Source organism: Pedobacter sp. GR22-10 (assembly GCF_026239715.1).
Classification (GTDB): Bacteria; Bacteroidota; Bacteroidia; order Sphingobacteriales; family Sphingobacteriaceae; genus Pedobacter.
This window is the reverse complement of record NZ_JAPIVR010000005.1, coordinates 146122-171940: the sequence shown is the minus strand read 5'-3', so window position 1 is coordinate 171940 and position 25819 is coordinate 146122. Positions and strand designations below refer to the sequence as shown.

20 protein-coding genes and 2 tRNA genes are annotated in these 25819 nt (G+C 38.0%); 9 read left to right on the top strand and 13 right to left on the bottom strand.

Features of this window, described 5'->3' with window-relative positions; genetic code table 11:
• Positions 1 to 1266: 1266 nt before the first annotated feature.
• Positions 1267 to 1340 (bottom strand) — tRNA-Asn (locus tag OQX64_RS19590).
• An 89-nt stretch (positions 1341 to 1429) separates the two neighbouring features.
• A tRNA-Asn gene (locus OQX64_RS19585) sits at positions 1430 to 1503 on the bottom strand.
• Between the two features lie 145 nt (positions 1504 to 1648).
• Between OQX64_RS19585 and OQX64_RS19580 the strand changes: the two genes are divergently transcribed.
• A complete protein-coding gene (locus tag OQX64_RS19580; RefSeq protein ID WP_265820035.1) occupies positions 1649 to 2569 on the top strand; it encodes a PfkB family carbohydrate kinase in 921 nt (306 codons plus the stop codon).
• Between the two features lie 92 nt (positions 2570 to 2661).
• Here OQX64_RS19580 and OQX64_RS19575 read toward each other — a convergent pair whose 3' ends face one another.
• Genes OQX64_RS19575 through OQX64_RS19565 form a run of 3 tightly spaced genes read right to left on the bottom strand, consistent with a single transcriptional unit; the run spans position 2662 to position 4106 of the window.
• Complete coding sequence (locus OQX64_RS19575; RefSeq protein WP_088299426.1) at positions 2662 to 2895, bottom strand: cytochrome b5 domain-containing protein; 234 nt, start codon at positions 2893 to 2895, stop codon at positions 2662 to 2664.
• The gene (locus OQX64_RS19570; protein WP_265820034.1) at positions 2895 to 3575 is read right to left on the bottom strand and encodes a lycopene cyclase domain-containing protein; all 681 of its coding nucleotides are present in this window, start codon (positions 3573 to 3575) and stop codon (positions 2895 to 2897) included. Before OQX64_RS19570 ends, OQX64_RS19575 begins: the two co-directional genes overlap by 1 nt.
• Positions 3576 to 4106, bottom strand: a complete 531-nt coding sequence (locus OQX64_RS19565) for a hypothetical protein (protein WP_088299428.1) — start codon at positions 4104 to 4106, stop codon at positions 3576 to 3578. It lies immediately after the preceding gene.
• A gap of 133 nt (positions 4107 to 4239) precedes the next feature.
• On the opposite strand from OQX64_RS19565, the gene OQX64_RS19560 reads away from it, so the two are divergent.
• Positions 4240 to 5721: a phytoene desaturase family protein gene (locus OQX64_RS19560; protein WP_088299429.1), complete on the top strand. Its 1482-nt coding sequence runs from the start codon at positions 4240 to 4242 to the stop codon at positions 5719 to 5721.
• 362 nt (positions 5722 to 6083) lie between these two features.
• On the opposite strand, the gene OQX64_RS19555 is transcribed toward OQX64_RS19560, so the two are convergent.
• From OQX64_RS19555 to OQX64_RS19545, 3 genes are all read right to left on the bottom strand, one after another.
• Positions 6084 to 6614 (bottom strand): RNA polymerase sigma factor, encoded by a 531-nt coding sequence (locus tag OQX64_RS19555; protein ID WP_088299430.1) that lies wholly within the window; start codon positions 6612 to 6614, stop codon positions 6084 to 6086.
• 126 nt (positions 6615 to 6740) lie between these two features.
• The gene (gene murB / locus OQX64_RS19550; protein ID WP_265820033.1) at positions 6741 to 7757 is read right to left on the bottom strand and encodes a UDP-N-acetylmuramate dehydrogenase; all 1017 of its coding nucleotides are present in this window, start codon (positions 7755 to 7757) and stop codon (positions 6741 to 6743) included.
• 74 nt (positions 7758 to 7831) lie between these two features.
• A complete protein-coding gene (locus tag OQX64_RS19545; RefSeq protein ID WP_265820032.1) occupies positions 7832 to 8272 on the bottom strand; it encodes a sterol desaturase family protein in 441 nt (146 codons plus the stop codon).
• 165 nt (positions 8273 to 8437) lie between these two features.
• Here OQX64_RS19545 and OQX64_RS19540 point away from each other — a divergent pair, with 165 nt between their 5' ends.
• The 5 genes from OQX64_RS19540 (at position 8438) to OQX64_RS19520 (ending at position 15878) form a co-directional block, all read left to right on the top strand.
• A complete protein-coding gene (locus OQX64_RS19540) occupies positions 8438 to 9043 on the top strand; it encodes a TetR/AcrR family transcriptional regulator (RefSeq protein ID WP_265820031.1) in 606 nt (201 codons plus the stop codon).
• A gap of 143 nt (positions 9044 to 9186) precedes the next feature.
• Entirely contained in the window at positions 9187 to 10527 is a 1341-nt protein-coding gene (locus OQX64_RS19535; RefSeq protein ID WP_088299916.1) for a TolC family protein, read from the top strand.
• A gap of 2 nt (positions 10528 to 10529) precedes the next feature.
• Complete coding sequence (locus OQX64_RS19530; RefSeq protein WP_088299433.1) at positions 10530 to 11597, top strand: efflux RND transporter periplasmic adaptor subunit; 1068 nt, start codon at positions 10530 to 10532, stop codon at positions 11595 to 11597.
• 64 nt (positions 11598 to 11661) lie between these two features.
• A complete protein-coding gene (locus OQX64_RS19525; protein WP_088299434.1) occupies positions 11662 to 14856 on the top strand; it encodes an efflux RND transporter permease subunit in 3195 nt (1064 codons plus the stop codon).
• Between the two features lie 173 nt (positions 14857 to 15029).
• Positions 15030 to 15878: a hypothetical protein gene (locus tag OQX64_RS19520; RefSeq protein WP_265820030.1), complete on the top strand. Its 849-nt coding sequence runs from the start codon at positions 15030 to 15032 to the stop codon at positions 15876 to 15878.
• Here the strand turns inward: OQX64_RS19520 and OQX64_RS19515 are convergent.
• The 5 genes from OQX64_RS19515 to OQX64_RS19495 form a co-directional block, all read right to left on the bottom strand.
• Positions 15868 to 17067 carry an MFS transporter gene (locus tag OQX64_RS19515; RefSeq protein WP_088299436.1) on the bottom strand — a complete coding sequence of 400 codons (1200 nt, stop codon included), beginning with the start codon at positions 17065 to 17067 and terminating at the stop codon, positions 15868 to 15870. The genes OQX64_RS19520 and OQX64_RS19515 overlap by 11 nt on opposite strands.
• A gap of 152 nt (positions 17068 to 17219) precedes the next feature.
• A complete protein-coding gene (gene lpdA / locus OQX64_RS19510; RefSeq protein WP_265820029.1) occupies positions 17220 to 18626 on the bottom strand; it encodes a dihydrolipoyl dehydrogenase in 1407 nt (468 codons plus the stop codon).
• Positions 18627 to 18805: 179 nt separating this feature from the next.
• A complete protein-coding gene (locus OQX64_RS19505) occupies positions 18806 to 19471 on the bottom strand; it encodes an HAD family hydrolase (protein WP_265820028.1) in 666 nt (221 codons plus the stop codon).
• 120 nt (positions 19472 to 19591) lie between these two features.
• Positions 19592 to 20806, bottom strand: a complete 1215-nt coding sequence (locus OQX64_RS19500) for an esterase-like activity of phytase family protein (protein WP_265820027.1) — start codon at positions 20804 to 20806, stop codon at positions 19592 to 19594.
• A 105-nt stretch (positions 20807 to 20911) separates the two neighbouring features.
• A complete protein-coding gene (locus OQX64_RS19495) occupies positions 20912 to 21760 on the bottom strand; it encodes a DUF6515 family protein (protein WP_265820026.1) in 849 nt (282 codons plus the stop codon).
• A 192-nt stretch (positions 21761 to 21952) separates the two neighbouring features.
• Between OQX64_RS19495 and OQX64_RS19490 the strand changes: the two genes are divergently transcribed.
• Positions 21953 to 23818: a CocE/NonD family hydrolase gene (locus tag OQX64_RS19490; RefSeq protein ID WP_265820025.1), complete on the top strand. Its 1866-nt coding sequence runs from the start codon at positions 21953 to 21955 to the stop codon at positions 23816 to 23818.
• A 4-nt stretch (positions 23819 to 23822) separates the two neighbouring features.
• Positions 23823 to 25688, top strand: a complete 1866-nt coding sequence (locus OQX64_RS19485) for a CocE/NonD family hydrolase (RefSeq protein WP_265820024.1) — start codon at positions 23823 to 23825, stop codon at positions 25686 to 25688.
• Positions 25689 to 25819: the final 131 nt, after the last annotated feature.

The window sequence follows — 25819 nt, the reverse complement described above, 5'->3', positions numbered from 1 at the left end:
CAATAAATTAATTATCTGAAAATTAAACTCTTATAACTAAATTAGTATTGACAGAGGCTTTTAATGAAAGTATAATTAATATAAATTCATTGTATTAATTTATTTACTAATTCGAAATAATTAATTATAATTAATAGTTATTTATCAATTTTTAAACTTTTTTATATAAAAGATATATTTTTCTATATACAATGTTGCATTTTGAGGAAGTACTTTTGGGATTTTTCAAAGAAGGTTATCGGCGGAATGTTATTTCACCTTTCTTTATTAAAAATATTCTGGTCAATTTTGAAAAAGTGGAAACCTATAATGATAGGATTTCAGCAGTTTTATGAAAAAATTATTCGAATTTTACTTTATAATATGTTTTGGATCTATTACAGGAAGTTTTGCGAGAAATAACTAAAAAACATTTTAGACATAATTCTTTAGAAAAGATATTTTAAAAACTAGTCAAAACCCATAATTTTTAATGATTTAATTATACAAAGACATCTTTTTTCTATATTAAACCCTATTTCCTTTAAAACCATTTTTCATATAAAAAAATAAAAAGATTATATAAGTTGCTTCTTACCTTTTACAAGATATGTTTAGATGCATTATAATCGATGACGACCGCCATGCCATATAGAGCCTAGAAAAATATATCGATTCGTTTCCCGGACTTGAGCTGGTTGAAAGTTATATAGACCCATTAAAGGCACTTACATCTATAGCTAAAGCCGAACCCGTAGACACCTTATTCTTCTTGACATTGATATGCCCAAGATTAATGGTATAGAGCTTTCTAAAGCAATTAGAAACAAGACAGATAAATTAGGTATTCACTACTGGACATATTAAGTATGGTTCTGATGCTTTTAAGGTGTACGCAGATGATTATTTACTGAAACCTTTTACACTCGGGGAGTTTATGATATCAATGAGCAAAATATTCCCTGAGCAGAATGATGTGAAAAAAGATGAATTCTTTTTATCATTTTTTAAATGGTGAACGAAAATTTTTGCATCAACTGTTGCCATTTTAACTTAAAAAAAATTGCGTTTACGGATACCGGAAGCCCTAAATTGCGGGATTTTCTTTGTTAAATATTTGTAAAAGTCATACGTTAAAATTCGACAGTTTTTCCTGTAAAACTTAACATTGTTTGGCTATTGGAAAGACAAAATGAAGTAGGAAACTTCCTATTATGAAAATAAAAAACCCCATCCTATTAGCTAGAAATGGGGTTTTTATATGATTTTCAGACTTAAAAATCTTAGCTCCCTCTGCTGGGCTCGAACCAGCGACCCTCTGATTAACAGTCAGATGCTCTAACCAGCTGAGCTAAGAAGGAATATTTATTCTGGTTGGTACTGTATGTTTTGCTAAAATCATTTAGCAAGTTTGGCATAAAAAATCCCCACATTACTGTGAGGATTTTTGCTCCCTCTGCTGGGCTCGAACCAGCGACCCTCTGATTAACAGTCAGATGCTCTAACCAGCTGAGCTAAGAAGGAGTGCTGGTTGTTTCCCAAACCGAGGTTATTAAGGCTTTTCAGCCTGCATACCCTTGTTCGTTTTGGGAATGCAATATTAGGGCTTTTAAATTATTTATGCAATATTTGCAGTGAAAAATTTTTAAAAAAATTCAAATTAAAATATATGAGCCTGATAATCATAGGTACTGTAGCGTTCGATGCTATTGAAACGCCATTCGGAAAAACAGATAAAATTGTTGGTGGCGCTGCAACTTACGCCAGTTTAGCTGCATCTTACTTCTATAATCAAGCAAAAATTGTCGCTGTTGTAGGTGATGACTTCGGAAAAGAAAATATTGAGATCCTTACGCAGCATGGCATAGATACGGAAGGCTTACAGATTAAAACCGGCGAAAAATCGTTTTTTTGGAGTGGAAAATATCATAACGATATGAACAGTCGCGACACCTTAGTGACCGAACTTAATGTTTTGGAACATTTCGACCCTATTATTCCGGAAAGCTACCAGAACTGCGAATTTTTAATGTTAGGCAACCTGACGCCACAAGTACAGCAAACCGTGATTAAACGCCTTAAAAACCGCCCCAAACTCATTGTAATGGACACCATGAACTTCTGGATGGACATCATGATGGATGACCTGCTGGAAACCATTAAAATGGTGGATGTTTTAACCATTAATGATGCAGAGGCACGTCAGCTTTCCGGCGAATATTCACTGGTTAAAGCCGCTAAAAAAATCCTGACCATGGGGCCAAAATATTTAATCATCAAAAAAGGTGAGCATGGTGCATTGTTATTTCATGAAAATCAGATTTTCTCAGCACCGGCATTACCTTTGGCAGAAGTTTTCGATCCGACTGGCGCAGGCGATACTTTCGCAGGCGGATTTATTGGTTACCTGGCTAAAGTGGGTACCATTAATTTCAACAACATGAAAAATGCCATTATTTATGGATCAGCACTTGCTTCATTCTGTGTAGAAAAATTTGGAACGGAAAGGTTATTAAATTTAACAGATCAAGAGGTTGCAGATAGAATCCAGGAGTTTGTTAACCTGAGTGCTTTCACTATCGAAGCTTAAACTAATTAAATAGCAATCAGAAAATTTACAGTCTTTAATTATTGCTGCAGACTTGCAAATCTTGATGATTTGTACATCTGCGGCATTCTTATTTATATCATTCTTGCAACAGGAGTGAATTTCTCAAAAACCGCTTCTGTATGAGGTGCATCTGGCAACTCATCAGTGAGGTCCTGCCCTGCCCAATGCTCGTAATGCTTACCATTACGCCACAAGCGACTATCAGTCATATCATAAATAAACCCCTTATAAGCCACCCAGATCTGAGGTTTATCCTGTCCGTTCCGCAAAGCCAATTGCTGCTTGGTGTACACTGGCAATTCCATTATTTTATCGCCCTATTTTTAAACCATTCGTATAAATAAATATTCATTAACAATAAGCTCATTAAATAGAAGTGGTCTTCAAAAGGAATTGTACCTACCCTAAAACTTAAGTTTTCTTTGTTGTTGTAGATCACTACAGGTATTGCTGTTAAAAATCCATTTACAATGTAAAATGGAATCAAGGCTACAAGGTAGGCCCTGTAAAACCGATACATAAAACGAAGCTTTGTATTAATATATTCTACGTAGGCCAGCACAACAAATAAAAACCCAAAATTAATAACTGTATACCAATAGCGGTAACCAAAGAAAAGAATGGCGATACATAAGCCCAGAAAAAGGTTGCTCAGCGCCAGGCTATATCTTTGTAAACCATTTTTAGGGAAATAAACATTTAGGCATTCGTAAATAAAAACACATGCATAGGGCACTGTTAAGAAAAACAGCATTTCTTCAAGAGGCAAACCCCACAAACTGATGCCTGTAATGTAATCCGGATTAAAAGACCATACATTCAATTTCACAAAGAGTAAATCCCAGATCAGGAAAACAATCCCGGTAATTAATATCGCCGGCACAATGAATTTCCACTTACTGAAAAAATGAACCTTCTTATCAAATGACAATACCAGAGGGAAGAAAATTACAGCAATATTGATGAGTAAATAGGTATAATTCATTTAAACATATTTTTTTAGGACTTTAACTTCTTCAGGCGTACAACGTTTGCTTTCGACCATAAACTTAGCTACATTTTTAATCAGGGCCTGATCAGCGCTGCCAAAATTACCATGCTGATAGTGCTTAACAATTTGTTTGCGGTCTATGCTCAAATTTTTACTAAACCCCAGGAAAGATGGCGTAAAGTGTTCAATAGAAAAACGCATGAAACGAATTTCCAGGTTTTCTTTATCCATGTTAACCGCTTGTTGCATGGCTTTCTGTGATGCCTTTACATACTTTATCTTATTATACGGGCTCCAGGCATGTTTTGCTTTTAGTGCTTCCAGCGTTCCGAGATAGGCTGTTGTTAAAGCCGTTTTACCACTTAACTTATTTAGTTTAACAAATAAAGAATCGGTTAATTTGGAATCATCTACTGCCTTTACCAGGTCGTTCTTAAGTGCCGAAAGTTCTTTGGGAGATAACTGTGCATAACAAAGGTTTACGCTAATGGTAAATAGAAGAATTAAAAATCGAATTTTTGACATGGTTAGATGCAAATGTAATAAAAGGAATGAAAATACATGATCTGACATCGGCGATCAATGCTGTGAATTAAAAGAATTGCACTCGCATCATTATTTTCCAAACAAAATCCCATAAAATCCTTTTATTTACATCATGGATAAAAAACCGCAGGTTGCAGTTATTGGCGCTGGTTTCGCAGGGCTTTCTGCCGCAGCTTTATTAGCTAAACATGGCTGCGAAGTGACTGTAATCGAAAAAAATGAGATGGCCGGTGGCAGGGCCAGAACTTGGGAAAAAGATGGATTTACATTCGATATGGGGCCAAGCTGGTATTGGATGCCAGATGTTTTTGAAAACTTCTATCAATTATTCAATAAAACCACCTCTGATTTTTATGAACTGAAAAGACTGGACCCTTCCTACAGAATCTATTTCAACAGAGAAGATACCCTAAATGTACCCGCCACAATCGAAAAATTGTATGCGCTGTTTGAAGAATTAGAACCCGGAAGCACAAAGAACCTTGAGGTATTCCTGAAGCAGGCGAAATACAAATATGATGTCGGTATGAATGAATATGTGTTTAAACCGTCACACAGTGTAATGGAATATTTTGATCCCCGGCTGGCCATAAGTGGTATTAAATTACAGCTTCTGGGCAATATGCGTAATCATGTTCACCAACTCTTTAAAAATGAAAAACTAAGGAAACTGCTGGAATTTCCGGTATTGTTTCTGGGTGCAACACCCGGGAACACCCCAGCACTATATAGCCTGATGAATTATGCAGACCTTATTATGGGTACATGGTATCCGATGGGCGGAATGCATGAAATCGTTTCGGCTATGCAAACCATTGCCGAACAGGAAGGTGTTAAGTTTTTATTTAATACTACTGTATCTAAAATTGAAGTAAAAGGTAAGATTGCGAAAACAATCAAAACCAACAAAGGCGATTTGGAGATTGATTATGTTATAGGAAATGCAGATTATAACCATATAGAGCAACATTTACTGGATAAACCTTACCGGAATTACGACAAAAAATATTGGGAAAGCCGAACAATGGCCCCCTCAAGCCTGCTCTTTTACATCGCCTTAAATAAAAAACTTAAGAATGTTCTGCATCACAATTTATTTTTCGACCAGAATTTTGATCAGCATGCGGAAGAAATATATACTGATCCGCAGTGGCCATCTCAACCATTGTTCTACGCTTGCTGCCCATCTATAACTGATGATCGCGTGGCTCCGGAAGGCTGTGAAAATCTTTTCTTTCTAATTCCGCTTGCACCAGGTCTGGAAGATAGCGAGTTGAAAAGAGCGGAATACTTTGAAATTCTGGCAGATAGATTCAGAGACTTGACTGGCAATGAAATCCGGGATGCTATTCTTTTCAAAAGAAGTTACGCTATGAATGATTTCGTAAGTGACTATAATGCTTTCAAAGGAAATGCTTACGGCCTGGCAAATACATTGAAACAGACTGCTTTTTTAAAACCAAAGATGAAAAGCAAAGTAACAAACATGTTATACACCGGACAATTAACGATTCCAGGCCCTGGAGTGCCTCCTGCCATCATATCCGGACAAGTGGTGGCAAAAGAAATAATAAAAAAGCTAAAAAAAGCTTGACAAATTTAAAATTTCCCTTATCTTTATATCCACAAAACAAAAACACTGCCAATAACCTTTTAAACGCAATATTGTTCAGGGTTTGCATTTGTTTCGAAACGAAAGAGAAGGCGAATTGTTGAAAGTAAACATAAGAATCAACTAACCAAATATATGATAAGCAAATAAGGCCTGGTTTTTCCGGGCCTTTTTGCTTTTTACCTCACTGACCGGTAATATACAGCCTCGCTTGTCGAAATACTTATTTCATTTTCTATTTATTATTTTATTACAAATCATCATATAATAATGATAACGCTCAAAAAACAGGGCAAAAAAAAGTCCCGATTAAATCAGGACCTTAGTTTTTAAGTAGATGTATCTTAAGCCATTTCTGCAATGGCAATATCTTTAGAATATGTTTTTAAATATTTTTTAAGAATACCCCTCGCTACGTGAATACGGGTTTTTACAGTTCCGATTGGAATCTCCAGCATATCTGCGATTTCATGATATTTATATCCTTCAAAATAACGGATAAACGGAATATAATATTCCTGAGGCAACTGAGAAAGTGCTTTATCAATATCACCCAATACAAATTTACTTTCAGCCTGATTTTTAGTTGCACTATAAGAAAGGTTTGCGGAAGAAATATCCTCACTTTGCGTGATTAAAGTATTTGTTTTAACCAAACGGCGATAATTATTGATGAAGGTGTTTTTCATGATGGTAAATAACCAGCCTTTTAAATTCGTACCTTCTTTAAACTTATTGTAGTAAGTTATCGCCTTAAGCATCGTATCCTGAACAAGATCATTAGCATCTTCGGCATCTTTTGTAAAATTTAAAGCGTATGATCTAAGTGAAACAGCGTGATGGTTAACCAGATGGTTGAATTCAAATTTTGTCATGATATATAGCTTTAGGAGATTAAATAAAATGAATTGATGTTCATTTATAATACTATAATCAAACTTAATACCAAAAATAACTGGCACGGCAATATCCTCATTCAGCCTTAGTCAGGCAAGTTTTCGTCACAGAATATTTACTTCACGTTCAAGAGTGACTCCAAAAGTGGACTTTACACTGTCTATTATCTGTTCAGATAACTGATACACTTCCGTGCCAGAAGCATGTCCATGGTTAACTAAAACTAAAGCCTGGTTTTTCCAGGTACCGGTTTGACCAACTTTTTTGCCTTTCCAACCACATTGTTCAATTAACCATCCTGCAGCAAGTTTAATTTTATCATCTGCAGCAGGATAATGCACCACATCAGGATGCTTGGCTACCACATCGGCAAATTCATACTTTTCTATTACTGGATTTTTGAAAAAACTTCCGGCATTGCCGATTGTGGAAGGATCCGGCAGTTTACTCACCCGAATGTGCGCAACAGCAGCTGAAACATCTGCTATACCAGGATTTTCAATGCCACGATGATGAAGCTCAGCCTCTATGGCACCGTAACTGGTGTTTAACACTGCTTTTAATGATAAACGGAAAGTAACTTTGTTAATAATATACTGCCCTTTAAATGCACCTTTGAAAACACTTTCGCGGTAACCAAACTGACAATCATCAAAATGAAAGGTTTTGATCTGACCGGTTTTAATTTCAAAAGCAGTACAACTTTCAAATACATCTTTCAGTTCCACACCATATGCACCAATATTTTGAATAGGTGATGCCCCAACAGTTCCTGGGATTAAACTCAGGTTTTCAACACCTGCAAAATGGTTTGCAACACAATAATTCACAAAATCATTCCAAACTTCTCCAGCTCCTGCCGTTACCAACACCTGATCTCCCTCATTTTTTGATTCAATCCCCTTGATACTCATTTTCACCACTAAGCCATCAAAATCCTGCGTAAACAGCATATTGCTTCCACCGCCAACAATTAATCGTTTTTGATTACTAAAAAGTGGGTTTTGAAACAATTCCTTCAAATCACTTTCTGTTTCTATTTCAGTAAAATAGCGTGCTTTAACATCAATAGCGAATGAGTTATAAGGCTTTAACGAAATATTTTCCAAAATCTGAGGCATGGTATTGGGTGTTAAGCTGCAAAAGTAAAATAAAATTTAACTATGTTAGAAGTGCCCTGATAATAATAAAACACCTATTTCACTAAACTCTTTTTAACAAACAACAATCCAAATGCCTTTCCTTTTTCCTTGCGCTGATTTTTGTGGTGAATTTTATGTGCTTTTCTCACCATTTGCAAATAAGTATTCTTGCTTTTAAAAGTTTTAAATCTTCTGTGCACAAACCAATCGTGAATTACGAAATAAATGATGCCATACAAAGTAATTCCTAAACCAATAAAAAAGCGATAACCATAACTTTTTCGATCCAGATACATGAGGTATAAAGCAAGCGCGGCAAAGAGCAGGGCAAATAAATCATTCCACTCTAAAAAAGAATGCGATTTTTGGTGGTGACTTTTGTGCAGGAACCACAAAGGGCCATGAAATAAGTACTTATGGATAAACCAGGACAAACATTCCATTACAATCAGGGTAGATAATGTAATCAGAATACCAAATATAACATGCATCATTCTTAAGTTATTGGTTTGTAAAGATATATAAATCATTTAAAACGAAAATTGATTGTCATCCATGCGTCAGTTGTTAATCCAAATTTTAGCCTGCTGATTAAGAAATGAAAATTTAAATCTAACTTTGACTAAAATATTAAAAAAGTCAGAAAGTAGAAAAGTAGAATGATTGTAGCTGATAAAAAAAGAGAACAAATTATTGACGGGGCGATCAAACGTTTCAGCCATTTTGGGATAGGCAAAACCACCATGAATGATATCGCTGAAGATCTTTCCGTATCTAAGCCCTCTCTTTATTATTATTTCCCTGATAAGAAAAGTTTGATAGTTGGTGTAATTGAAAAGGTATTTTCAGACTATTTCGACTTATTAAAAAAGAAATATAATCCAGATGCCCCTTTAGAAACTGTTTTATTCCAGACAATAGAAATCAGAAATACCTTTTTCATGAAATATTTTATGTTGAGAATCTCAGAAGGACTACCTGATATTTTTAACGATGACTCCATGAAAAAGAAACTAACCGCATTAAAAGATTCAGAGAAAGTTTTTTATGCAGAGATTTTTGAAAGGGCAAAAGAGAAGGGAGAGATCAAACACGAAAACATGTCGCATATAGCAGAACTTTACCTGGAAAGCTTGATGGGTTTAACAAATATGTGCATTATGGAACTGGGTAAAGATCTCCTTCCGGATAAAAAAGCTGTAAACAGAATGAAACAGAAACAGAAAGACCTTTCTTCCATCTTTACCAGGGGATTAAGTTGCTGAAAGCATGAGGCAGTGGGAAGTTTAAAGTGCAAAACTTAAAGTGGAAAGTATAAAGGCCCAAAGGCTAATCGTTTAAAATACTGGTATATTGATACCGGAAAAATAGTCATAGATAAGAACCCAAAAACAAAAAACAATACATGATGCTTAGAGTAAAAATGGTAAAATTAATGCTCGTCCTGATCGTTGGCATGGCTTTACCACAACTGGTATCTGCGCAGCAGCAGATTACCCTAAAAGAAGCGCTGACCTATGCGCTTCAGAACAATGCCAATGTGCGTAAATCAAGATTGGATATCGAAAACGGCCGATATAAAGTCCAGGAAGTAAGGGCGCAGGCTTTACCACAAATTACAGGTAACGCCGGACTAACCTATAATCCGATTATCGGCCAGTTGGTGGCCAATTTTGGCGGTCAGACACAGGCCATTAAATTAGGTCAGAACTGGAATTCTTCTGCCGGCGTGCAACTTTCGCAACAGTTATTTAACCAGCAGGTTTTTACTGGTTTGCAGGCTGCCCGATCAAGCGAAGAATATTATAACCTAACCGCTCAATTAACAGAAGAGCAGATTATAGAACTGGTGGCCAACAATTACTATCAGGTATTGGTTAACAGAGAGCAGTTAAGTGTAATTGATACTAATATTAAAAATGTTAAGGTTGTCGAAAAAATTGTTTCCAATCAATACCAAAATGGCCTGGCCAGAAAAATTGATGTAGACCGGATCAATGTGAATATCACGAACCTGACTACGCAAAGGGAACAAACGGTTAATGCCATCACACAATTGGAAAATCAGTTAAAGTTTTCAATGGGTATGCCTGTTACTACACCTATTGAATTACCTAAAGCAGAATTGACCAATGTATCGCAATTGCCGGAATTTGCAGAAACCATTGACTTCGGCAACCGTACGGAAGTGAAATTGTTAAACACACAGGATAAGCTTTTATCGCTTCAACGGAAGGCCTATGTAGCTGAATACTACCCCAGCCTATCTTTAACAGGAAATTATACTTATTCCAGTCAGAGTGATGGATTTGATTTCTTATCTTCAAATGCTGCATCTATCGGTTACGGTGCATCGGCGATTGGTTTAACTTTAAAAGTACCCATTTTCAATGGCTTTTTAACCCGTTCAAAAATCCGCCAGGCTGATGTGGAGATCAAAAAAGCAAAAGAAGACAGAAAGGAATCTACAAATTCATTAAATTTAGCTTACGAGAACGCTAAAATTCAACTTCGCAATAATTTAAATACCATCACTTCACAACGTAAAAATGCCGAACTGGCACAGGAAATTTATAAAAGCACACAGAATAACTATAACAATGGTTTAGCTTCTTTAACTGACTTACTGGATACCGAAAACTCCCTGACTCAGGCGCAAAACAGTTATAACCAGGCATTATTAAACTTTAAGGTTGCCGAAATACAGCTCATCAAATCAAACGGAAATATTAAATCGCTAGTACAATAGAAATGAAAAGAATAATTACCATAATTATCGTTATTGTTGTTGCCCTGGGTGCAATAGCCTATGTTTTAACCAACAATAAGAAAAAAAACGAAGCCAAAACGGCTTACATTGCCGAAGGCGGTGGTGCAGTTGCCGTTCGTGTGGCAACAGTAGAGAAAAAAGTAGTTGATGTAGATTTTGTGGCAAACGGAAACTTTGCACCGAAGCAAGAATTAAACTTCTTATCTGAAAATGCCGGTCGCGTAACTAAAATTTATGTAGATGAAGGTGATAAAGTGACCAAAGGACAGCCATTGGCACGCCTTGATGCTGAAATTATTAATACCGACAGGGAAACTGCTGAAGCTACTTATCAAAATGCAGTTAGAGATGAAGCCAGATACCAGAGCTCTTTTCAAACCGGCGGTGTAACCCAGCAACAGTTGGACCAGGCTAAACTGGCTACCAGAAATGCAAAATTACGCCTGCAGGCTTCACAGCGAAAATTAAGTGATGCAAACATCAAATCTCCAATCAATGGTATTGTAAATAAAAGATATATTGAAGTTGGTGCATTTGTAACCGCACAAGGTACACAGTTATTTGAACTGGTTGATGTTTCTAAATTGAAACTAAAAGTAAACGTTAATGAATCGCAGGTAGCCAATATTAAAGTTGGCGATCAGATTAGCATAAAATCAACCATTTTCCCTAATGAGAAATTTTCAGGCAGAATTACATTCATTGCCCCAAAAGCGGATGCAACTTTAAATTTCCCGATCGAAATTGAAGTAACCAATAATACCAAAAACAGTTTAAGAGCGGGTATGTACGGAACAGCCGTATTTAACTTCCCTAAACAAGCACCAAGTATCCTGATCCCTCGTACCTCTTTCGTAGGTAGTGTAAGTAGTAATCAAGTATTTGTTTATGATAAATCAAATAACAAGGCTAAGGTACGCAAGGTAGTTTCAGGACGTATTTTAGGTGATAATGTGGAAATAGTTGAAGGCTTAAATGAAGGTGAAACTGTAATTACCAGTGGACAGATTAACTTAGCTGAAGGTACTGCCGTAAGCATTGTTAAATAAGCTGAAAGTCTAAAATCATTAGTCAGAACACGCGGTGGCTATACCACCAGCATAAAAATTAAAAATGAAAATAACAGACATTTCTATAAAAAGGCCCTCGCTGGTAATTGTGGTGTTTACCGCACTTACGCTTCTTGGGCTATTGAGTTACTTTTCGTTGGGTTATGAATTATTACCAAAATTCTCAAACAACGTAGTATCCATCTCAACCATTTATCCTGGTGCCTCTCCTGCCGAGGTAGAAAATACGGTAACGAAGAAAATTGAGGATGCGGTTTCCTCCATGGAAAACATTAAAAAAATCAATTCCGTATCATTCGAAAGTTTATCAACCGTTACCATAACCCTAACGGATGCAGCGAACATCGATATTTCCTTGAACGACGCACAGCGTAAGGTAAACGCCATTCTTTCAGATTTACCTGAAGATGTTAAAACACCTTCATTAAGTAAATTCTCGCTAGATGATTTACCGGTAATTACCATGACGGCTTCGGCTAATATGGATGATGTTTCCTTCTATGATTTAATTGACCAAAGAATTGCCCCGGTGATTTCGAGGGTAACAGGTGTTGCGCAGGTAAATTTAGTTGGGGGTTCAGAAAGGGAGATCAGGGTGATGCTTGATGCCAATAAATTGCAGGGGTATAACCTTGCAGTGCCTCAGGTACAACAAATGATTTTAAGCTCTAACTTAGACTTCCCTACCGGAAGCGTTAAAACTGAAAATCAGGATGTTTTAATCCGTTTATCTGGTAAATACAGAAGTATTGAAGAACTGCGGAACCTGGTATTAACGACATCGAAAGATGGTTCACAAATTCGCCTGGGTGATGTGGCTGATGTTCAGGATTCGCAAAAAGAAACTGAAAAACTGGCGCGTATTAACCGCAAAGCATCTATCGCCATACAAATTATTAAACAAAGTGATGCGAATGCGGTAGAAGTGAGTGAAGGTACACATGCCATTATCGCAAAACTTAAAACGGAATATGCAGCCAATAAATTAGACATTAAAATTGTAAACGATAGCTCTATTTTTACCCTTGAATCTGCTGATGCCGTTATTCACGATTTAATTTTAGCCGTTATTTTAGTGGCATTCGTAATGCTTTTCTTCCTGCATAGCTTCCGTAATGCATTAATTGTAATGGTTTCCATTCCGGTTTCATTAATTGCAACATTTATAGGCATCAATTTATTTGGCTTTACGTTAAACTTAATGTCATTACTGGGATTATCACTTGTAGTGGGTATCCTGGTGGATGATGCGATTGTGGTTTTGGAAAACATTCAACGCCACATGGAAATGGGTAAAAACAAGGTACGTGCAGCATCCGATGCGACTCGTGAAATTGGTTTTACTGTAGTATCCATTACCTTTGTAATTGTAGTGGTGTTCTTCCCGATTGCAATAAGTAGCGGGTTAGTATCAAACATCCTCCGTCAGTTTTGTATCGTGGTGATCATAGCCACACTGTTATCATTAGTTGCTTCCTTTACCATCGTGCCATTGCTTTTCTCCAGATATGGTAAGCTGGAACACATTGAAGGTAAAAACCTGTTTGGCAGATTCATCCTTTGGTTTGAAAAGCAACTGAAAAAATTCACGCTGTGGATTACCAGTATTTTAAACTGGTCATTAAACCATAAAGCGTTAACGCTGATTATTGTGTTTGTGATGTTCCTGAGTTCATGTGGTTTATTGGGTGCTGGTTTTATTGGTTCTGAGTTTTTTCCAAAATCAGATAAGGGAGAATTTTTGGTACAGATTGAATTACCAAAAGATGCGCCTTTGGAACAAACCAATTTCTTTACACAAAGAGCCGAAGCTTTCTTAAGCAAACAGCCTGAAATTACCCAGTTAATTACAACTGTTGGTCAGGCCAGCGGTGATTTTGGCGGTACGCAGGCTACAGCTTACAAGTCTGAAATTAACGTGAAGTTGGTAGAACGTGATAAACGTGAAGGTATGTCTTCTGACGTTTTTGCAACCAAAATGAGCCGTGCTTTGGCCAAACAACTGGTTGGTGCAAAAGTTAAAACCGTGCCGATTAGTATTTTGGGTATTGCTGAAAATGCACCTATTAGTTTAGTGGTAATGGGTTCCAATCTGGATAGTGCTTTAAAATACGCAGAGGGTGCTCAAAAAGTACTTAAAACGATTTCTGGTGCAACAGAGATTAAATTATCGGTAGAGAAAGGTACACCGGAAATTAATGTTCAGGTAGACCGTGATAAAATGTCGGCTGTTGGATTGACATTATCTACCGTAGGTTCTACCATGCAGACTGCCTTTGCCGGTAACACGGATGGAAAGTATAGAAAAGGTGAGTACGAGTACGACATCAACATTCAATATCAGGATTTCAACAGGAAAAACATTGATGATGTACGGAACCTTATCTTTGTGAACGATCAGGGCGCACAAATTAAATTATCACAGTTTGCAAACATTACAGAAGGCTCTGGTCCAAGTCAGCTGGAGCGTTTAAATAAGTCTACTTCAGTATCTGTACAGGCACAATCAATTGGTCGTCCTACAGGAACTATTGTAGCAGAATTCCAGGAAAAACTGGAACAACTACAGGCTAACGGCAAAATGAAAACGCCTATCGGTGTAAGTTATACCTGGGCTGGAGATCAGGAAAACCAATCAGAAGGTTTCGGAACTTTAGGGATTGCCTTGCTGGCTTCGTTAATTTTGGTTTATCTGATCATGGTTGCGCTTTACGATAGCTTTGTTTACCCGCTCGTGGTGATGTTTTCACTTCCGCTGGCTGTAATTGGCGCATTGCTTGCATTGGCTTTAACTAATAATTCCATTGGTATTTTCACCATTTTAGGTTTGATTATGTTAATGGGGCTGGTGGCGAAGAATGCAATCATCCTGGTCGATTTTACCAACCAGCTAAAAGCAGAAGGTAAAGAGACCAAGGAAGCACTTGTATTGGCCAATCATGCCCGTTTACGCCCCATTTTAATGACAACCATTGCCATGGTATTCGGTATGCTTCCAATTGCATTGGCAAGTGGTGCAGGTGCCGAATGGAAAAATGGTTTAGCATGGGTTATTGTTGGTGGTTTAACCAGTTCGTTATTCTTAACTTTAATTGTTGTACCGGTAATCTATCTGATATTTGATAGAATTCTGGATAGATTCGGATTCAACAAAAAAGGAAAAACCATTGATGAGTTAATGGTTGAACCATATGACCATAAAGATGTTTTGGAATATGATTTAGATGCCAAACATTAAAAATAAAGATGAACAATCAATTAAGGTCGCCCCACAAAGGCGACCTTTTTTTTAATCAAATTTGCAATACCACAAGAGACTGAACAACAGCTTAAAAACAGATTGAGCATGAAAATTCAGTGTAAATGAAAGGGCTTCAAACAAAATATTGGGCATCATTGTATATTAGTCATATGTTTAAAATTGTTTTATCTCTCCTCCTGATCAGTGCTTCAATTTTAGTTAAAGCGCAACATCCACCTGTTTTCGATGCCATGACCAGCGATTCTTCATTCATTAAAGTATCTGATCTTGACATTACACTGGTAAAATACAGTTACAAACCCAATGGCGTAAAATTTTTAGTGGTTCATGACAATGAAGATACAGGCGTTAAGGCAGGATTTGATTATATCCGCTGGAATGGCGGAGAATTAATAGACAGCCAGTATGGAGGCGTCAGGGATTATACATTTACCTATATGGACGATCCTTACCGTATTGATCCGAATGCCATTTATACAGAAACCGGTGTAAAAACCCGCTTAAAAAAGGATGCGTACAGTTCTAACGAAGTAGAAAAGCTTATTCTCAATGCAGGTAAACAGATTGTTGATTTCTATAATCCCAAAGCCACCGGCTATTTTTTAACGTTGCACAATAATGCTGATGGTGGTTTTGGGATTTCCTCCTACTTACCCGGATATGATTTATCCAGCACAGCAGATTCAGTTTTCATAAACTTTGAAATGGATGGCGATGATCTTTTATATGTAACCGAGCCCAGGTTATTTACAAGTTTAAAAAAAGCAAATGTAAATGTCATTTTACAATCTAAATTTGCCGAGAATGATGGCTCTTTATCGGTTTATGCCATGATCAATCATATTCCTTACATCAATGTAGAAGTTCAGCACGGGCATCAGGAAGAAAATTTAAGACTGATAGAAATCGCCGTGGCTACACTAAAAGAACATGGCTTAATTAAAAAGGATTATGTGCCGGTACAAAAAGATAGCTTGGGGAAAACCGCTACTCAATAGCTTTCATTTTAGTTACCAGAAAGCTCACTAATAAACCAAAAACACCAATTACAGCATAAGAATACCGCAAGCTGGATAAAGCAGAAATATAACCGATTAAAGGTGGACCCATTAAAAAACCAAAATAGCTCACACTGGACACCATTGCGATGGCAATTCCTGGAGATACTTTTCCATTTTTACCAGCCACACTGTATAAGGTAGGTACAATGCTCGAAACACCTACACCAACCAGCATAAAACCAATGGTTGCGGTTACTACATAAGGCAGGAATACAGATAGAAACATGCCTGTAGAAACAATTAAGCCACTGATCTGAATGGTTTTTTTCCTCCCCAGTTTGGCTATGATCCTGTCTCCAATAAAGCGCCCCGTAGCCATCATGATCATAAATGATGCATAACCCAAAATAACCAATGAGGCTGGTGCCTTCACGATTTCTTTGAAATAAACACCACTCCAGTCGAACATAGCGCCCTCGGTGGCCATACTGCAAAATCCGATGATACCCAATTGCAGGAGTGAACCTTCCGGCATGGTAAATAGTTTCGGCTTCCGCTCTGTTTTAGCGCCCTTTCCAGGCACCAAATGTTTGTAGTTTAGAAATACATTGATCCAGATGAGGAAAGTAATGATCCAAAAATGGTAATATGGGATGAGGTGCAGATTCACCATCAGTAAACCCACCAGGGCACCGGTAAATCCGGCAATGCTCCAGGCACCATGAAAGGAAGTCATAATAGGTCGGCCAAAAAGCTTTTCAGCTTCAGAACCCTGGGTATTCACTGCAATATTGCACATATTACCCACCACACCAAACATAAAAAGAAAGACAGCCAAATGCCAGGGTGCAGTAGCCAAACCTAAATTACATAAAGCTAAAACATACAAAGGTGCTGTAATGGTTAATATTTTCTTACTTCCGTACCTGGTTACCAATCTGCCGGAAATAGGCATAGTAACCAATTGTCCTAAAGGCAGGGCCAGTAAAATACTGCCTAACTCACCGTCAGATAAATGCAGGGAATGTTTAATATCCGGAATGCGGCTGGCCCATGATGCAAATGCAATGCCCTGACCAAAGTAAAAAAGTGAAACGGCTAACCGGATTCTATTAGGAGAGCTTTTGGCTAATACAGGCTGGTTAATGGTGTGAATGTTTTCCTGATCTGCTTTAATTTCTTCCAATTCCTGATTTTTATATGAACGTTAATACCTATGCAAAGGTCCTCAAATCAATTGAAAATTAAAAAATTATTATCATATATTAAATGCTTCATAAAAAAACCTCACAGGTTTTAAAGCCTATGAGGTTTGGAATGCTATTCTTTGCAAATACCTTATATATGTATCGCCCTGTTTTCAGTTGCAGCTAGTGCAGCTTCTTTTAAAGCTTCTGTATAGGTAGGGTGAGCATGGCAAGTACGGGCAATATCTTCAGCTGATGCACGGAATTCCATTGCAACCACGGCTTCAGCAATTACGTCAGCCACACGCGGACCAATCATATGCACACCTAAAACTTCATCAGTTGAGGCATCAGCCAGAACTTTAATGAAACCATCAGTATCCATACTTGCTTTTGCACGGCCACTCGCTTTGAAAGGGAATGAACCCGCTTTATATTTTGTTCCTTTTTCTTTTAACTGCTCTTCCGTTAAACCAACAGCGGCTACTTCTGGCCAGGTATAAACAACACCCGGAATCAGGTTATAATTGATGTGTGGCTTTTGTCCCGCTATGGTTTCAGCAACATATATTCCTTCATCTTCAGCCTTGTGTGCCAGCATAGCGCCAGTAATCACATCGCCAATAGCATAAACACCTTTAACCGAAGTTTCTAAATGTTCGTTTACCGGAACTTTTTTACCTCTCTCTTCTATCGTAATGCCAATTTTATCTAAACCTAAACCTTCTGTATATGCAGTACGACCAACCGCAACGATACAATAATCTGCCTCTAATGATATGGTTTGTCCTTTCGGGGTTTCGGCTGTTACAGTTACGGTTTCACCATTATTGGTTGCACCTGTAACTTTATGTCCCATGTAAAAGTCCATACCCAGGTTTTTCTTTAAAACACGTTGCAACTCTTTACCTAAGCTGGCATCCATAGTAGCAATGATAGATGGTAAAAATTCTACAACAGAAACTTTTGTACCTAAACGGGCATATACAGAACCTAATTCCAAACCGATTACACCACCACCAATTACAACCATTGATTTTGGAACTTCTTTGATGTTTAAAGCTTCAGTTGAAGTGATGATCCGTTTTTTATCAATTGGTAAAAATGGCAATGTTGTTGGTTTTGAACCTGTAGCAATGATCACATTTTTGGCAGATAAGGTTTCTGTAGTACCATCTGCCTTGGTAATTAAAATGGTATTTTGATCTACAAATGATCCTACGCCTTCGAAAGCATCAATTTTATTCTTTTTAAACAGATAAGTGATACCAGCAGTGTTTTGTGCGACCACATCATCTTTACGGGCAATCATCTGGTTCATGTCAACCTGTAAATCTTTCAGATTAATCCCGTGGGTTGTAAATGTATGTGCAGCATTATGAAAATGCTCTGATGAATCTAATAACGCTTTAGATGGAATACAGCCTACATTTAAGCAGGTACCTCCAAAAGTTTTATATTTTTCAATAACCGCAGTTTTTAAACCTAACTGAGCACAACGGATTGCGCCAACATAACCGCCCGGCCCTGAACCGATAACAACGACATCGTATTGCATAATTTCTTTAGAATTTTGATTGTTCAAATGTAGGGAAAAAAGGCGGAAAGCTGAAGGATCAACTGTTTAAGGCTAGGGCTGAAATGACAATTTTACATTGAAAGTGTATTGCAAAAGGTTACTTTCTAATTCATTTTTAATCCTGCAGAAAAACAATCAAAGGTTAGAGATGAATTCTTTTAAATCAGTTCGTTTTGAAGTATAAATGCTTTTGCATGAGCAAAGCTGAGGAATAATTCATCGGCTATTTTAAGTTTAAGATGCGCCCTGACATTATTTTGAATCGCGTAACAGGTAATTCCGGCGGCCATTGCTGATTTAACACCATTTACCGTATCTTCAAAAACCAGGCACTCATCTTGTTGTAAACCAAGCCGTTCTACACACACATTATAACTTTCAGGATCTGGTTTGCTTTTGCTGACATCCGTCCGGGTAATAAACAATTTGAAATATTTTGCCAGGCCGTTGCGTTCGAAAACAGCTTCTACATCTACTCTTGGACTGGCCGTTACCACTGCAAGTGTAAGTCCTTTCTCATAAAAATATTGAACAAACTCCAGGGCAAAAGGCATAAGACTGATGTCTTTCGTTTTAAATCCTTCGTAGGTAAGGTGCTCCCTTCTGGCAGTGAAGTCTGTTAAATCGGCATCAATTTTATACCGCTCTATTAAGGTCTTCGCATTTTGAGGCAAAGGAATCCCGGCGTAATTGGTTAGCCAGTCTTTAAGTTCAAGCTTTACACCATAAGGAAGCAAAAACTCATTCCAGCAATCGAAATGAAACTTTTCAGAATCAATCAAAGTCCCATCTAAATCAAACAACAATGCTTTTATTTTACTCATTTTATTTTTATTAACTAATTCCCTTATCGTTAAGAGGCTACAATAGAGAGGTCATTTTTGCGAGAAAGAATGAGGAAGCAATCACCAATGGAGATTTCTTTTCTATTCCCAACTTTCAGGTTACGGCATCACTTCAAACAGGAAAAACTGCTGAACCTGTGTTTTGCTGAAATTATTATCCACACAAAAAATCAGGCTTTGATGCCCGTTTGGTAACTTAGGTCCAAATGTTACGCCTTCAATATTATCAATATGCATCTTTAAGCTATCAAAATCAAAAAGCAATTTCTTGGCTAAAGGTTTTGGTGGAAATTTTACAAAGGATGGATTATGCATCACATTTTCTGCCTGATTCAAATCAACCAGGTAAAGCTTAACAAAGGAATGATCATCACGCCCTTTTGCCCAGGCCCGCTCCATGACCATTAAAGTATGATCGTTTACAGCTAAAATTTCTGAGATACCGTTGATATTCCAATCGCTTTCTACCGTAGGTTTTATGGGCAATGCATCAAGATTATAGGCATATTGAGCTGTATTTCTTTTACTTTTAACATCGAATTTAAGTATTCTGGTCAGCGCTTTATCATATCCAAAATGGGATTGTTCCCCATCCTGGTAAAGTGGTTCTTCCAAGCTGGCATATAAAGTTTTATAATGATCAGCATAGGTTAAGCCTTCGAAAAAAGCATTTTTCCGCACACCATAGTCCTGCTTGCTGATGTGAAAACCAGGCGGCAAAGGCACGGTATCTAAAAATTTTCCAGCGATAGAAATGAATGTCAGTGCAGGCTGAACAAGCGTTGTATCCGTTTTACGGAATAATCTTTCGCCCTCATTACTCCAAACCAACGTATTTTTCAAAGGGTGGTAACGAAGGGATTCTCCATCAGCCTTAATGTTTTTGCCATATTGATATTTTGGATAGGGTGCTCCAGCTTCCCGAAGAATGAAAGTAACATCCGTAAATTTAATGGTGTCTATTTTATGGTTTCGAATGTCAATCTTTGCCGTGTAAATCCTCGCGGGACTAAACTGAGTGGGGTCATCGCTGATGAGGTAATACTGATTGTTTTTCACATCGTAATCTATTCCTGATAAACCGCCAATAATGGTATTTTTGAAAGTATCATTGAGCGGTAAAATGTATTCATTCAGAAATTTGATGGATGAAACCGACTGAATTTGCGAATCACGAGATAAAGTTCTGTTTGCTGTACAGGCAGATAGCACAGTAATAAGAACAAGGTATAAAATGAAAAATCTTGGCAATAATATTTTCAAACCAGCATAAGTTTTGCGTAAAAGTATAGAAAAGGAGTTAATAAATTTCATCAGCAATACAATTATGAAATACCTTTTACTTTTCAGACAGTAGCAATGGCAAAAAACAAAGCCGCTTCAATTCAGATTGAAACGGCTCTATAAAATATATTTCCCTTAAAACAACTTGCCAATTACCCGGTACGTGATGTGATTTCCATCCACAACTTCTTCGTAATAAATATCATCAGGAGAAACAAAGTATTTTTCGTTTTTAATGGTGACTTCCCGGCAACCTTCAGGGAGCTGATCAATAATATCGCCAATCTGATGCGAATCCACCGTACCATTTGGGGTGTTCAATACGCCATCTTTACCAGCTACGATATAAACTGTCTTACCATCAGCATTTGGCGACTGAGTGTAATAAACTCCTTTATATTCATAATAATCAACACCATTAATGGTTACCCGTTTCGCCTCTTCAGGTAAATTCGGAACTTCTGCACCTACCGGTGGAACCACTACTTCGTATTGGTTATTATTTTGCTGATAAAATAATCCGCCTGAATAATAAAACTGGCTTGCGCCGAAGTAAAATGGATAATAACCAAGCGGCAATACGCCTATCCTAAAACCTATAAATGGCCTGTAGTAATTATAGTAACTGAAATAAGGACGATAGTATGGTCTTCCGTAAGCATAATGGTAGCCAAAACCAGGTCTGTAGCCCCGATACCCAAAACCGCCTCTATAAACAGACCTGTTATATACATAGGTAGTGCGGTTTGATCTGATGCTTGTATTATTAACACGTGGCGAAAATGTCCCCCTGCCTGGCATAGCTGATTGTCTTGAAAGTGAACCACCGCCTCTTGAGCCAGAAAACCCGCCCGATCTGCCACCGCCGTGAAAGCCTCCACCGCCCCTTCCTGGTCTTTGGGCAGAAACATTTTCAGTACTTAACATGGCCATCATCGCTGCTACAGCCATGATTACAAAACCTTTATTTAACAACCTTTTCATCTCTAATTGATTCAATTGTGTATATGACGATGAAACTGATCAAAAGATTATTTACATCCTTATTTTAACTAAATTTTGATAAAGTGATGACGAATGCCCTTTTTTCCAATATTAACAAACTATTTACCGGATGTTTTTTCTAATCAATTCCTAATCTTCTATATTTAAATTTTATTCCTAAAAAACACTTAAATGAACTTTCCCAGATTTTTATGCCTCTTATTTTTTCTATGTATTGCTAACAACTTACTGGCCCAGAGCGATTCTGCCTATGTTAGAGAAAACTACACTAAAATAGAGCGGCAAATTCCAATGCGGGATGGAGTTAAACTTTTTACTTCCATCTATATCCCTAAAAATCAAAGCAAAAAATATCCTTTTCTGATTAATAGAACACCCTATACAGTGGCACCTTATGGCGCAAATCAATATAAACTAAGTTTGGGTAATTTTCCGGCCATGATGCGGGAAGGATTTATCTTTGTTTATCAGGATGTTCGCGGGCGCTGGATGAGTGAAGGCACTTTTGCTGATATCCGTCCGCAAACCACCAGAAAAGGAAAAAAAGATATTGATGAAAGCACCGATACTTACGACACCATTGACTGGTTGATAAAAAATGTAAAAGGCAATAACGGCAATGCCGGCATTTATGGCATTTCTTACCCCGGGTTTTATTCTACAGCCGCATTACCAAATGCACATCCCGCGCTAAAGGCGGTATCACCACAGGCACCGGTAACCGACTGGTTTATGGGCGATGATTTTCACCACCGCGGCACCTTATTTTTAATGGATGCTTTCAGCTTTATGAGCGGTTTCGGAGTGCCTCGTCCGCAACCCATCACACCGGATAAAGGCCCGAAAGGATTTAAATTTCCCATTCAGGATAATTACCGCTTTTATCTGGAAGCCGGCTCAGTTAAAAACCTGAAGGATAAATATTTTGCAGATAGCATCGTATTCTGGAATGACCTCTTTAAACATCCCAATCTGGATACCTTCTGGAAAGCAAGATTAATTACACCGCATTTAACAAAAGTAAAACCTGCGGTAATGGTGGTTGGTGGTTTCTTTGATGCGGAAGATGCCTACGGAACCTTCGCCACTTATAAAGCCATTGAAAAACAAAATCCTGGAGCCAATAATATTCTGGTTGCAGGCCCCTGGTATCATGGAGGCTGGGTGCGTAGCGATGGTTCCTCTTTAGGAGATATTTCATTTGGAAAAAAGACCAGTATGGATTATCAGCAACAATACGAATTACCATTTTTTAAACACTATTTAAAAGGAGAAGGCAACTTCCATCCTGCTGAGGCTAATATTTTTGTAACCGGTTCAAATGAATGGAAAAAATTTGCAAGCTGGCCGCCAAAAGATACGGAGAACAAGAATCTTTATTTACAACCCAATGGAAAACTGAGCTTTGAAAAAGTAGGCAGAACCGATAGTTGGGATGAATACGTAAGCGATCCAAATCATCCTGTGCCCTATCAGGATGGCATTCAGGCGAGACGTACAAGAGAATATATGATCGACGATCAGCGTTTTGCAGCCCGCAGACCGGATGTTAAAACTTATCAAACTGATGAACTTACGGAAGATATCACCATTACAGGCCCCGTTCTGGCCAACCTCGTGGTTTCCACTACCGGAACTGATGCTGATTATGTCGTAAAATTGATTGATGTTTATCCGGAAGATTCACCAAACCCTGAACCAAACCCTAAAAACTTAATCATGGGTGGATATGAAATGTTGGTACGAGGTGAAATTATGCGGGGGAAATACCGCAATAGTTTTGAAAAGCCTGAGCCTTTTACACCGGATGCCATTACCAAGGTGAATTATCCCCTGCCGGATGTGGCACATACTTTTAAAAAAGGACATAAAATCATGATTCAGATCCAGAATTCCTGGTTTCCATTGGCAGATCGCAATCCGCAGAAATTCATGGATATTTATCAGGCTGAACCAGCCGATTTTCAAAAGGCCACACACCGGATTTATCACGACGTACACAATAGTTCATTTATTACCGTTTCAGTATTAAAATAAACACATGAAATACTTTAAGTTCATCCTATTGCTTCTTTTCACATCAACAGCCTTTGCGCAGGGCGATGCGAACTATGCCAAAACCCATTACACGAAGAAAGAAGTGTACATTCCTATGCGGGATGGCACAAAACTCTTCACTGCGATCTATACCCCAAAAGATGCTGGTACTGGCAAAAAGTATCCGATGATTATGCAACGCACTTGTTACAGCGTTGCGCCCTATGGAGAAGACCAAATTCCTGCCCGTTTAGGTCCTTCTGATTTGATGATGAAAGATGGTTATATTGTGGTGATGCAGGATGTTCGCGGTAGGTGGAAAAGTGAAGGCACCTGGACCAACATGACACCCGTAATTGATCACAAAAAAACAAAAAAAGATGTGGATGAGGGATCAGACACTTATGACACCATCGATTGGCTAGTTAAAAATGTAGCTTACAATAATGGTAAGGTGGGTCAATGGGGAATCTCCTATCCCGGATTTTATACTGCCGCCGGAATTTTAAGCAATCACCCGGCATTAAAAGCATCTTCGCCGCAAGCGCCAATTTCAGATTTCTTCTTCGACGATTTCCACCATAATGGTGCTTTCCTGCAGAGCTATTTTTCTACCTTTCCTTTGTTTGGTGTACAGAAAAAAGATACCACTTCCAGACCCTGGTACAATAGTCAAATGATTAACCCGAAAACCAAAGATGGTTATCAGTTTGCTTTAGATTTAGGCCCGTTAACAAATGCAGATCAATATTATAAAGACAATTTTTTCTGGCAGGAAACCGTAAACCATCCAAATTATGATGAGTTCTGGCAGAAACGGGGTTTACTCAAGCATTACAGCACCATCAAACCGGCAGTGATGGTGGTAGGTGGCTGGTATGACGCAGAAGATTTATCCGGCCCGCTAAACATTTATAAAAGCATTGAGAAGAAAAATCCAAATGCCTACAATACCATTGTGATGGGGCCGTTTGGGCATGGCCGATGGAGCCGCGAAACAGGCCATACCATGCACAGCAATGTGTACTTTGGAGATAGCATTGCGACCTTCTATCAAAAGGAAATTGAGTTAAAATTCTTTAACCACTTCCTCAAAGGGAATGGAGATAAAAATGCTGGTTTGCCGGAAGCTTATATGTTTGATACCGGCAAAAAAGAGTGGGAAACCTTTACAAAATGGCCAGCTGAAAAAACGACCAAACAAAAATTATACTTAGGTGCTGATGGTAAACTCAGCCTGACTGCGCCTGCTAAAGCAGGATCTGTAGACTATATTAGTGACCCTGCGAAACCCGTTCCTTATACCGAAGATTTAACCACCACACTAGGCTTCACCCCTCACAACTACATGAGCGAGGATCAGCGTTTTGCTGGTCGCAGGCCTGATGTACTGGTTTTTCAGACGGATATTCTTGAAAATGACATCACGCTTGGCGGAGAAATCATGTCCCACCTCAAAATTGCCACCACCGGAACAGATGCTGATTTTATGGTGAAACTGATTGATGTTTATCCTGCTGATGAACCGAACAATCCGTATATGCCCAATAAAAACATCATTTTAAGTAACTATTGGCAAATGGTTCGTTCGGAGATTATGCCCGCCCGTTTCCGCAATAGTTTTGAAAAACCGGAAGCCTTGGTTTCGAATCAAAAAACGGATGTAAATTTCCGCTTGCAGGACGTGTTGCACACTTTCAAAAAGGGACACCGGTTGATGATCCAGGTGCAGAGTACAGCTTTTCCTTTATTTGCCCGTAACCCGCAAAGGTTTGTTGAAAACCCTTATAAAGCTACAGCAGCTGATTATATTAAAGCTACTCAAACGATTTTTAATGATAGTTTTGTAGAGGTTGATGTGATAAAATGATTGGACTAAATTAACCAATTCCAAGCTCTATTCGAAAAATAAGGAGGAAGTGACCTAACAGCTTAGCAAGTAGATAGAGATAATATAACGAACGCTTAATAAGCAACTGAATAAAAGCACAACATAAAGTA